At 52.8% G+C, this 11,193-nt stretch carries 10 protein-coding genes; 2 read left to right on the plus strand and 8 right to left on the minus strand.

Features of this window, described 5'->3' with window-relative positions; genetic code table 11:
* Positions 1–94: 94 nt before the first annotated feature.
* Positions 95–1,639 (plus strand): sigma 54-interacting transcriptional regulator, encoded by a 1,545-nt coding sequence (locus tag JW883_06520; GenBank protein MBN1841919.1) that lies wholly within the window; start codon positions 95–97, stop codon positions 1,637–1,639.
* Between the two features lie 71 nt (positions 1,640–1,710).
* Here JW883_06520 and sbtM read toward each other — a convergent pair whose 3' ends face one another.
* From sbtM to nth, 3 genes are all read right to left on the minus strand, one after another.
* Positions 1,711–3,357 carry a selenobiotic family peptide radical SAM maturase gene (gene sbtM / locus JW883_06525; GenBank protein MBN1841920.1) on the minus strand — a complete coding sequence of 549 codons (1,647 nt, stop codon included), beginning with the start codon at positions 3,355–3,357 and terminating at the stop codon, positions 1,711–1,713.
* A gap of 243 nt (positions 3,358–3,600) precedes the next feature.
* Positions 3,601–3,714 carry a selenobiotic family radical SAM modification target peptide gene (gene sbtA, locus JW883_06530; protein ID MBN1841921.1) on the minus strand — a complete coding sequence of 38 codons (114 nt, stop codon included), beginning with the start codon at positions 3,712–3,714 and terminating at the stop codon, positions 3,601–3,603.
* A 419-nt stretch (positions 3,715–4,133) separates the two neighbouring features.
* A complete protein-coding gene (gene nth / locus JW883_06535) occupies positions 4,134–4,775 on the minus strand; it encodes an endonuclease III (protein ID MBN1841922.1) in 642 nt (213 codons plus the stop codon).
* On the opposite strand from nth, the gene JW883_06540 reads away from it, so the two are divergent.
* Positions 4,774–5,814, plus strand: coding sequence for a tRNA 4-thiouridine(8) synthase ThiI (locus JW883_06540; protein MBN1841923.1), 1,041 nt, complete (start codon positions 4,774–4,776; stop codon positions 5,812–5,814). The genes nth and JW883_06540 overlap by 2 nt on opposite strands.
* A 7-nt stretch (positions 5,815–5,821) precedes the next feature.
* Here JW883_06540 and JW883_06545 read toward each other — a convergent pair whose 3' ends face one another.
* The 5 genes from JW883_06545 to JW883_06565 all read right to left on the minus strand — a co-directional run bounded on the left by JW883_06545 (position 5,822) and on the right by JW883_06565 (position 11,122).
* On the minus strand, positions 5,822–7,300 hold the full coding sequence (locus JW883_06545; GenBank protein ID MBN1841924.1) for an aromatic ring hydroxylase: 1,479 nt from the start codon (positions 7,298–7,300) through the stop codon (positions 5,822–5,824).
* A 79-nt stretch (positions 7,301–7,379) separates the two neighbouring features.
* Entirely contained in the window at positions 7,380–8,804 is a 1,425-nt protein-coding gene (locus JW883_06550; GenBank protein ID MBN1841925.1) for a dephospho-CoA kinase, read from the minus strand.
* Positions 8,804–9,961 carry a PHP domain-containing protein gene (locus JW883_06555; protein ID MBN1841926.1) on the minus strand — a complete coding sequence of 386 codons (1,158 nt, stop codon included), beginning with the start codon at positions 9,959–9,961 and terminating at the stop codon, positions 8,804–8,806. Before JW883_06555 ends, JW883_06550 begins: the two co-directional genes overlap by 1 nt.
* The gene (locus tag JW883_06560) at positions 9,955–10,470 is read right to left on the minus strand and encodes a DUF2889 domain-containing protein (protein ID MBN1841927.1); all 516 of its coding nucleotides are present in this window, start codon (positions 10,468–10,470) and stop codon (positions 9,955–9,957) included. Before JW883_06560 ends, JW883_06555 begins: the two co-directional genes overlap by 7 nt.
* A complete protein-coding gene (locus JW883_06565; protein ID MBN1841928.1) occupies positions 10,463–11,122 on the minus strand; it encodes a threonylcarbamoyl-AMP synthase in 660 nt (219 codons plus the stop codon). Before JW883_06565 ends, JW883_06560 begins: the two co-directional genes overlap by 8 nt.
* Positions 11,123–11,193: the final 71 nt, after the last annotated feature.

The raw sequence follows: 11,193 nt of genomic DNA on the forward strand, positions 1-11,193 counted from the left end.
AGTCCCGCCAGACCCCCTCTACGGCCCGCACAGCCCCATTTGCTGACTACCTACCCAATTGCGCTTTCGCTATATAGAATATCCAGGGGGCATCATGAACGTAGACAAAAACGAATTCTTTCGTCAGGCCGTCATCCGGATCTGCGGAAGTCTTGACATTGAGGCCGCGTTGGAGCGGTCTTTCCGCTATGTTCAGGGCTTTTTGCCGGTGGACCACATGAGCCTTGACTTGTTGGATCCTGAACTCAACGTGGTGCAGTTCATCGCCGCAGTGAGATCGGAAGGGTGGGAAGACCTGGGCAAGATCGTCCAGCTCCCGGAAGAAGGAAGGGATGAAAGGGCTGCCAAGTGGGTCTTCGGCGAAAAGCTGAAAATCATTAACCAGCCCGACAAGGATCCGGATATTCGAATGGTCTTCAAGCGCCTCGGCAAAAGCCTGGATGTTTCCATGATGTCCATGCATCTGGAACTGGAAGGCAAAAGGGTCGGAGCCCTCTCCTTGATGGCCAAAGGCACGGGCCAGTATGAAGAGCGACACGGCGAACTGGTCCTCCTGCTAAACGAGCCCTTTGCCGTGGCCATGGTCAACGCCATGAAGCACCAGGAAGTCCTGAAACTCAAAGACATGCTGGCCGATGACAACCGTTATCTCCAACGGGAGTTGAGACAACTTTCAGGTGCAGAAATTGTGGGGGCCGATTTTGGGCTGAGACAGGTCATAATGTTGGTTCGGCAGGTAGCGCCTCTGGAGAGCCCCGTATTGCTGCTCGGAGAAACCGGAGCAGGCAAAGAGGTCATTGCCACCGCTCTTCATTACTCCTCCCCCAGAAAGGATGGCCCTTTCATCAAGGTAAACTGTGGTGCCATCCCTGAAAACCTTCTGGACAGCGAACTCTTCGGCCATGAAAAGGGTGCCTTTACCGGGGCCATTTCCCAGAAAAGAGGCCGCTTTGAACGGGCCGATAAGGGCACCATCTTTCTCGATGAAATCGGCGAACTCCCTCTCCAGGCTCAGGTTCGGCTGCTGCACGTGCTGCAGAACAGAGAGATCGAACGGGTGGGCGGCACCAAATCGATTCCTATCGATATCCGCATCATTTCGGCCACCCACAGAGACCTCCAGGAAATGATCAAGGCAAGGCAGTTCCGTGAAGATCTGTGGTTTCGCCTTAATGTCTTTCCCATCATGATCCCCCCACTGAGGCAGCGGAAAGAGGATATCCCGGCCTTGGTGCACTACTTCATTGAACGAAAGTCAATAGACCTCAGAATCCATGAAAGGCCAAGGCTTGCGGCCGGAGCCCTCGACCGGCTTATGGCGTATGATTGGCCTGGCAATGTCCGAGAACTGGAAAACGTTGTGGAGCGTTCCTTGATTCAGCACCCCCACGGGCCTCTTGACTTTGATCACTTGATCATGACCCGAAAAGGGCGACATGGGCGGGCGAAGACACAAGATGGGAATGGGGATATACTCACCTTGAATGAAATGAACGCACGGCATATCAGGCGGGCGCTGGAGCTGGCCAAAGGAAAAATCAACGGACCGGAGGGTGCCGCAGAGCTGCTTGACATCCATCCTAATACCCTCAGAAAGAGGATGAACAAACTGGGGATTCCTTATCGACGACGGAAGTAAATGTGGTTTTTCTCCCGAGATTTTGAGGGTCATCCTGCTACCACTTAGGGGATGTCCCCTCATTTCCTCCTCTACGAAAACGCCATGAAACAGTAGGGATCCCGGTCCTCAAACACATCCAGGCCGTGGCTGTAGGCCACCGCAAGGCAGCCCCGGCAAACGAGTCGGATGGGGCAACCTTGGCAGCTACGAGGGCCGGAACGGTATTGGCGGGCCTCCTCGGAATCGTAGATATCGGTCAGACTTTCCTTAAAGGCGTTTCCAATGAGTGAAGGAAACTTTCGGCAGGCGTGGACCTCCCCGTCGGAAAGGAGGGCCATGAAATTAAACGCTGCGCCACAGCCGTACCCCGTACATCCGCCAAAAGGTTCCAAGCCATTTTCGTGGCATACAATATTAATGACGTTATCCTTCCAACCCATGATGGGATTATGCTCAGACGCCTTCATGTATGTTTTCAGAAATTCCGCAAAGTTTTCCCGGGAGGGGGGCTGCAAGTTGGCCCCTTCTCCAACCATGGAAAGGCGGTTGAAGGTAAAATCATCGGTCGAATCGCGAAGGATTTCTGCCAGGGGAAGAACCTGGTCCATGTTCCCCTTGGTAAGGGTAAGCATGACCTTGGAAGAGATACCCAGATCGCGAAGCAGTTTCAGGAATTTCATTACCCGTTGGAAGTGCCCCGGCCCCCGAATCATATTATTGTGTTCTTCCAATCCCTCCAGGCTCACCTGAAAAAAAACCGGCCGCTGAATGGCCAAAAGGGCTTCAAGTTGTTCCCGCGGCGCCGGATTTCCGAGGATGGCCACGGCCAAGTCCCTTTCTGAGGCGGCCTTGTAGAGGTCTGAAAAATGAGGATACAGCAGGGGATTACCGCCGGTAAATGATACCTGCCCCCTTACATTTTTGTCTCTGCAAAAGGCCCTCAGATCGTCGAGGATTTCAAGCCCCTGTGCCGGCGTCAGAGGCGACCGCTTGCTCCGATCGTAACAGTGCTTGCAGTGAAGATCACACGCCTGGGTGACGTGCCACTGCAGCGTGAAGTAACTGGAGGATACGAAACGTTCGTACTGATGTTCAGCCGCCGGAAAACTTGCAGGGTCTCTGCGTATGTGAGACCGGGGGGCGATTAGAAGGCCCTTGGCAGCACCTCGTCTGATAGCGGCATCTACGGCCCCTACCGGCAAGGCAGCGGCTGCAGCCACTTTTTCCGGATCGATCCCTTCGACCACCACCTTAAGCACAAGAAGATCTTCATCGGTGGCGACCTGGGTCTTAACCTTTCTTGTTTCAGGATCCCGCCAGACCAGCACGTATTCTTCGCCCGGTTCCGGCTCTTTTGGGGTAAGTCGTTTTTTCCCCTTTAGCAGGAAAGGCAGATGCTTCCAGGCAAGCTGAAGGAGCTGAAGGGTGGGATTGACGACAATCTCCTCGGTCTGTCGAGGAATATCATCTTGCTCTGTTGAAAGCTTGTAGAGGATCCACTCCAGGCGGGCGAGCTCGGCTAGGAATCCCGGCACACGAGCATCGCCCTGCTGGAGTGAAACGGTAGTGGGAAATGACTCCGGCCCAGCATCTTGCGCACAGGTTGCAAGGATCCACGCCCAGGTATCCCCATCCACCATGGAACGACACGATGGGTACACCCTTGAGAGCAGGTCCTCGTCGTCTAGACGCCCGAGCGACTTCCCCTTCTGATCCTGGGACAGTGGAGAGGTCATGGGGAGCCTCGACGAATCGGCAAAACCGATTTCTGAACCGCTAAGGGTTCCTTAAGCCGGAAATGGGCGACAAGAATCGTTGCCCTTCTGAGTTTTTTCTCGGCCGTCACTATTAGTGCTACCTGCACTAAGTCCTAGCTTCAACCACTTTTGGCTGGGGCCTTCTCGGTGCTACCTGCACCGGAACTGCCACTTCAGCCGCTTTGCCCGGATTTTTCCTTTTTGGCGCCACCTTCACCAGTGTCAGTGCCACTTCATCCAGAGGAGCACCCAGGAAGCGAGAGCCCGGCCCCCGCCTATAAGACCGGCAAGCCCGAACGTTGCCAGGACCTTCTTGATGTGCTTGGTGTCCATCATCTACCTCCGCATAAGTTGGTTGATAGGGCGCTGTTTTTCCTCCCAGGACAGGAAAAACACCGGCGAATACACCGAACAAAACGCCCCTGCACACGTGGCAGGATGCATGTTTTTATCTCTCCGGTAAATAGGGTAATCACTGTATTTGCCGACAAGAAAGACCCTATTTTGGGGGGGACATGGTCATATTGGAGACGAAAACACCTGTTTTCAGACCAGAAGACATTGAAAAGACAGAGGAGATATGGGAAACTGACAGCATGCCGAATCGATATGTGTCAACCGTGTGTTCCGGAAAAGGCCCGCTATCCTGTGTCAGGAAGGAAGAAGAACAGTGCTTAGAAAAGACATTTGGCCAAGCTTATTTGGATATTTCCTATTTTCCTACTTTCTCGTTGCCCAAGAAGAAAAAGCCAATTTCAAATCTCGCACCCATAATCACACAGCTTTCTCAGGGGGCATTCCGGACATCTTGGTTTGCGGGCTGTGCACAAACGCCTCCCGTGCCAGATCATTTGATGTGAAAAGTCTATCCAGTCCTTCTTGGGAATCAGGGGCATGAGGTCAAACTCGATCTTGACCGGATCGCTTTCCCTTGTAAGGCCTATGCGCTTAGACACGCGTTTTACGTGCGTGTCCACGACTATTCCGGGTATCCCAAAAGCGCTTCCGAGCACGACGTTGGCTGTCTTTCGCCCCACGCCAGGGAGTCTAACCAATGTCTCCAGATTGTCGGGGACCTTGCCGCCATGTTTCTCTATGAGCCCTGCGCAGCATGCCTTAATGCTCTTTGCCTTGTTGCGATAAAAGCCCGTGGGACGGATCATTTCCTCTAGATCCTCGATCGGCACTTCAGCAAAGTCGTTTGCAGTTCGCAGCTTCTTAAAGAGGGTCTTTGTCACCTCGTTTACGCGCGCATCCGTGCACTGGGCCGAAAGAATAGTGGCAATCAGCATCTCCAGGGGGGTTCTATGGTCCAGGGCAGTCTTGACATTCGGATAGGTGTTCCTTAGGATCTCCAAAATTTGCCTGATACGCTTTTTTGCAATTTTATCAGCCATGATTTCTACCTCTCAGCAAAAAAAGCCGGTTGCCAAGACAGGGCGCCAAGTCAAGTCCAACGTCGTTCGCGCCCTGGGCTTGACCTCCGGCGGGCTTGACAGCATTCTCTCTGCCCTCGTTCTGAGGGATCAAGGCATCGAGGTGGCCTGGATCAACTTTGAAACCCCGTTTTTCGCCTCGGATAAGGCACGTGAAGCCGCCCGCATGACAGGGATATCTCTTATGGTGAAAAACATTACCGGCGTCTACATTGAGATGCTCAGGAATCCCAACTGCGGCTACGGCGCCAACATGAACCCCTGCCTGGATTGTCACGCCCTCATGTTTCAGATTGCGGGATCGATCATGAAAAAAGAGGGGTTTGATTTTCTTTTCAGCGGTGAAGTAGTGGGCCAGCGGCCCATGTCCCAGACCAAACCTTCGCTGCGTTATGTTGAGAAAAACTCCGGTTTTGATGGCTACATCCTTCGCCCCCTAAGCGCCAAATTGCTCCCCCTTACTATTCCCGAAGAACTGGGCCTGGTGGATCGTGAGCGTCTGTTAGGCATTTCGGGGCGCGGGCGAAAGGAACAGATAAAACTGGCTGAGGCCTTTGGCGTCACGCAGTGTCCTGCTCCGGCCGGGGGATGTCTTCTGACGGATTCCGCGTTTTGCAAACGTCTAAAGGACCTCTTCGATCATCAGGATGATTGTCAAGAGCGAGACCTTGAGCTTCTAAAATACGGCCGCCATTTTCGTCTCCGTGAGAAACACAAGGTCATTGTAGGTCGCACAAAGGACGACAATAAACGGATCTCAAGTTTTGCAGATCCTTGCAAAGACATAAAACTCCGCATGACAGATATGCCAAGCCCGATTGTGCTGATCCCCTATGGCGCCCCGGGAGAGATAGTACATGAGGCAGCCACGCTTTGCGCAGCCCACAGCAAAGCCCCGGATGGCCAGCCGGCCCGCGTCTCAGTAAAAGCCCCCGGGGGTTCAAGCGTACTCACGGTCTTAAGCGCTCCTCGTGAAGAATATCATCGTTATCTTATCTAGCCAGCCGTCAGTCTTTACCTTTTACTTTTCTCTTTTCCTTGAGCTTTAATGTCTGTTTGACGAGATTCTTTTCATGCTCGTAATCGATCACCCTCTGAAGCATGATCTTCTGGGCCATGACCGGTCCGGCGCCATGCCATGTACCCACACCGTGAAGGCCGGCGGTCCAGTTCTGCAAGAGCTTGTGGACCTTCATGATATTTTCCGTGGGCTCATCAGATCCAAAACTGTAGAATTCCTCCACAAAGTCTTTGACCTCAGGGTTTTTCAATTCTTTAAGGGAAGGAAGTGTGACGATCAGACCGCCGCCAATATCTCCGGCCAGGGCCATGACCCTCCAGAAGGCATTGCAAACATTTAATTTTGAAACATTGCCCATGATTTCGTCAGGCAAGAATACACCGGAACCCGGGGGTTCCTCAGTGCCTTTGTGCGCGGCCGCCAATCCGCAAGCCCGGCTTGTCTCCCTTAAGACCACCATCTCCATCAATTGATCATTAATATGCGTGGCCTTTTCCAGGCCTTTGTATTCTTGAATGAGTTTTGAGGCGCCGATGATCTGATTCATAAAACCCACTTTGCAGGTCCCGCCGCAGGTCATGCGATGGGTCCTGGCAAAACGGCTCACGAGCTTTCCGGAATACGCGTACTCTCCACAGTGAAAAACCCGTTCCCAGGGAACAAAGACATTATCAAAGACTACCATGGATGTCTCACGCTGGCCGAAAACCGGGTTCCCCAATTCCTCAATGTCTTCGGCCATATCCCTTTCAGCGGAATACGGGGTGTATTGACACACAAAAGTAATCCCGTCGGCATCGACAGGGGTTGCAAATGCAACAGCGTAATCCTCTTCACCCTCGAAATGGGCGGCCTGGGGCAAGACCGCCAGCTCGTGGCTGGCATAGGCCCCGCTGATATTTATCTTGGCCCCTCGCACCACGATACCCTGTTTGTTCTTGTCCACAATCTTTAACGAAAGAAAAGGATCAGGCCAGTCCAGCGTCTTCTTGTTCCGACTTCCCCTTGGTTCGGTAAGCGCCCCCGCAACAGCGAGGTCCTTCGTTTGAACCATCTTCAGGTATTCCAGAAACCGGGGGTGGTATTCTGTCCCCAGATCGCGATCCATCTCCCAGGTGGTGCCGGCCAGGGAATGAAAGGCATCATATCCTGCACACCGATATATGCATGTTCCGAGCATCTCTGCCGTAAAGGTGCCTGCTTCGGCCTTTTTTACCAGGTCTTCCGTGCCGGCGCTTACATGAGTGTATCTATTTACCGCATCGTCAATCAGGGGCGAGTAGCAGGTCATGATATCCTTGTATCTGGGATCAAGGGCCCAGGCATAGCTGGCCTTGTTGGCTTCCACAACGGTTCGGGTATTTCTGTTTTCAAGGATGTTCTCCACCCGCTTGCCGTTCATAAATACCCTGGGTTTCAGCTTTTTCAGGCTTTCCTCAAATTGTTCCGGTGTCATTAAGGCCATCTGTTCCTCCTCAGGTATTGAAATTCCAAGAAACCACCCCCTGGATAACCAAAGCCTGGGCCTCTTGGTCAGAATGCTGCTACTTCGACGTTGAGCCTTCTTTCTGAAGCTTCCTTAATCTTTCCCAAATATCCTCTACCTGTCTTCTGGTTTCCTCAATAGAACCTTCGTTATGTACCACAAAGTCGGCATACCCGACTTTCTCGTCTATGGGAAGTTGCGCCTTGAGGATATTGGCTGCTTCCTCTTTACTGATGCCGTCCCGTTTGGCCAGGCGCTCTACCTGTTGCTCCTGTGGGATGTGAACAACCAGGAGCTTATGAAACATATACTGCAAGTTTAGCTCAATCAGGAGTGGGACCACTACCTGGATGATGGCGCCAGGGTCCTTTTCCGCGATCTCATTTACCTGTTTCAAGAATTCTTCATAGATTGGTGGATGCGTATAAGCCTCGAGCTTCTTTCTTTTTTCCAGATCTCGAAAGACGATTTTTGAGAGCTTTTTGCGGTCCAGAGCGCCATCTTCCTTAAGGACCTGCTTTCCAAAATAATCGACGATTTTTTCAAAGGCCGGCCTTCCCGGTTCAACCACCTGCCTTGCGATCAAATCAAAATCGATCAAGGGAACCCCCAGTTCCTGTAACACATCGGACACGGCGGTCTTTCCGCTGGCAATGCCTCCGGTCACGCCCAGGAGCAAACGGTTGTCTTTGCCTCTGATGGTCTTGGCAAATTCTTCCAGACGGCTGTAGGCAGGTGGGAACAGGGGCGTCACGTCACCCTCGGCGCCGGCGAAACTGATGGGGTAGCGAACGCCTCTACGATAGAGGGCCTCCATGCCCCGGAGGGCCTTTTCCATCATGTGCGCCGGCACGGCCATGACCAGATCTTCATCCTGGCAGTGTCCGTAGCGCCGTTCACCATAGCAGGGGATAGTCAATGAAGGTTTACCGGTCAAATAGCACCTGGCGATGGCGTCCGAGCAGGAGGATTCTCCCACACAATGGAACTGCATGACTTCATAGTCTTCAAACTGGAGCGAATTGATCAAGAGCATCATCTGAGCAGGATTGGCGTAGATGAGGACAATCTCAGGTTCAAAGGGATTGTAGACCAGAGGGGCCATGGCCACGGCCTTGTACTTTCCAAGTGGGATGCGGGGGATACAGGCCTCGTATTTCCTGGCGTCTTCCTTAGTCTTGACCCAGACAATGCTTCGGAACGTGCCGTCCTTGTAAGTATCCGGAGTGTCTGTCAGACCCAGGATAGAAGGACAGGCCGGAAACACGAAATCGTCAAGCTCTGCCCCCACGGTCCAGTCAAAGTTTCTGACAAGCGTAATCAGTTGACAAAGGGTTACCTTGTGCTCTGTCCTGCGCAAAAACGGAATTTTTTCAAGGTCTTCATGTTTTTCCAGCATCTTAAAGGCCACAGGAAAGGACTTGAGCCTCATTAAAAGCTCCATCCTTCTGATCAGCTTTTCCCAATCAGTCTCCTTTTCCATTAGAAGGGCTCCTTTCTGAAGGCGATCGGTGCATAACTTCCATTTTGCAGGGCTTTGATGAGGCCGCCCTCATCCTTGATGACTTCAGAAAACCGGGTCGCGTAGACTCCGACTTCACCGATCGCATGGGCATCGCTTCCGCCTGTGACCGGAAGGCCCAGGCCGGCAGCAACCTTTGACGCAAACCGATTCTCTTTTTCCGTGACTTTACCGTTCATGACCTCTACGGCATCGACCCATTTGAAAAGGGGTCTTTCCATGGCCTTTTCCGGGGTCAGTCCGAGGCGGCCCACACCAAAGGTCAAGAACCCCCTGAATGGGTGGGGCACAATTATGAACCCATCTTCTTTTAAGGCATCCTCTCTGAGGTCCTCCAGTCTGATAATCCCCTTGATAGGCTTATCCAGGCCAAAGACAAGCATGTGGCCCTGATCGGTGGTAATCTCGTTGCCCCTGAGGACAAGGAATCCGTGTTTCTGCCTAAGATCTTCCACGAGGTCGGATTCCCATGCATAATTGTGGTCGGTAAGACAGATGCCGTCCAGACCGATCCCTTTGGCCTCTTCAATCAAGCGGTCCACAGGCACTGAACTGCACGGAGAAGCCGGACAGGTGTGTGCGTGCAAGTCGATGATCATTCCCCCGGATACGTTCTTTTCTACTGTATCATAAGCGTCTTGATCCTTTTGGAGGGGCCGTTGCTGGTTGATAATGGCGCTCACAGGGGCGGGCTCCGGCCCATCTTTCAGGTCGTTCTTAACAAATTGCTCAAGGGTCAGGCTTTCATTCTTGGCCTTCTCATCCTCCCATCGGGCCAGCATGGCTGCCTGGTTTGCAGCATCACAGCACTCTATGAGGAGGTTTGCATGATGCCGGCACGCCTTGCGACCGACAGTCTTGTGGATTTTCCGGGAAAAGCCTTCATCTTCAATATGATACCCCACGGCTTGTTGAAGAAAACGAATTGCCCTTGGGCATTCCGGCGTGGTCCAACGATTCCATTTGCCTTGGATGGCAAGAATCTCCAGGTCAGATATCCTTACGGAGACACGGAGCTCCAGGCTGTATATGTCGTCATCAAGGATGCCGTGAACAAGCAGGTTGTCCCGATCTTTTCTTTGAACGCTTACCAGCTTGTTTCGTACGAATTTCAGCATGTCTCTTCTTGACTCTGCAAGTTCTCAATACCTTCCACAAGCGGACTCCCAGGGGCAAAGGCGGCGCAGCGATTGTACAATCTGGCATTTCCCTTGACCATGTCCCTAAAAAAATCCTTTGCGCCCTCCTTGTCTGTTGGCGCAGCGCTTAACACATCTTTGGTGAGAGACAAGATAACGCTGTGGCAGCACTCCTCCACCATAAAGGTCAGTTGGCTACAAACTTCGGTTTTGCCCATGAGGCCCTTGATGATTTCCAGCATACCGGGTCCTATCCGAACCCCAACCATTTTCTCAAGGGATCCGGCCGGCTTCAGACATTCTTCCTGGTGACTGCGGAGGACTTCACCTCTTGCGCCTGTGATCTCAAGATCGGGCAGCCGGACTATGATTTCAACAAATGCATCCGTCAAGGTGTCCTGCAGTCGGCACCACGACCTCATCGTCTGACCGTCAAGTTGCTCAACACAAGTACATCGATTTCTTGAAAAACCGAGAAGGCTAGGCATGGTTCAAACCCTCCAATAGGGCCTTAAGCTTTTCAGCGCTGATAACGCCTTCACGGAGGATCTTTGGTGGATCTACTGTCACGTCAACGACTGTCGACCCCCCTATTCCTCCAAGACTGCCTGCATCCAGTATCAGATCGACCTGATCCATGATTTTCCGGTCCAGCTCGGCCACTTCACAACAACCGGCTTTCCCGGAAAGATTAGCGCTGGTTCCTGTGATAGGGCTTCCCACTGCCCTCACCAGGGCAGAGGCTACGGGATGGCTGGCAAGGCGGATGCCGATCTTGCCGGTGTAACCGGTGAGGTTTCCCGGCAGGACATCAGTAGCCTGAAAAACCAGGGTAATATGTCCCGGCCAATAGGCTTGGATCAGGAGTGTCGCCATCCTCGGGACAGACTGGACCAGGGGGACAAGGTCAGCCATGGAGGCAATGAGGATAAGGAGGGGTTTTTGCCGGCTGCGCTCTTTTACTCGAAACACCCTGTCAACCACATTGGCGTCAAGGGCCTGGACCCCGAGGCCGTAAAAGGTGCTGGTGGGAAAAACCACAAAGCCGCCTCTTTTGATCAAAGCGGCGGCCTTGTCAATCGTCTCCCGGTCAGGAGACTGCGCGTCCACGGTGATGATTTCACAGCGTTTTTTCGGCACCTTGCCCCTCGTTTTGACACATCACAGTCGGTCTGGTTCTCGAGCAAAGCTAGCAGTAAGGTAGATTTATG

This window comes from Deltaproteobacteria bacterium, from assembly GCA_016930875.1.
In the GTDB taxonomy this organism is placed as follows: Bacteria; Desulfobacterota; Desulfobacteria; order Desulfobacterales.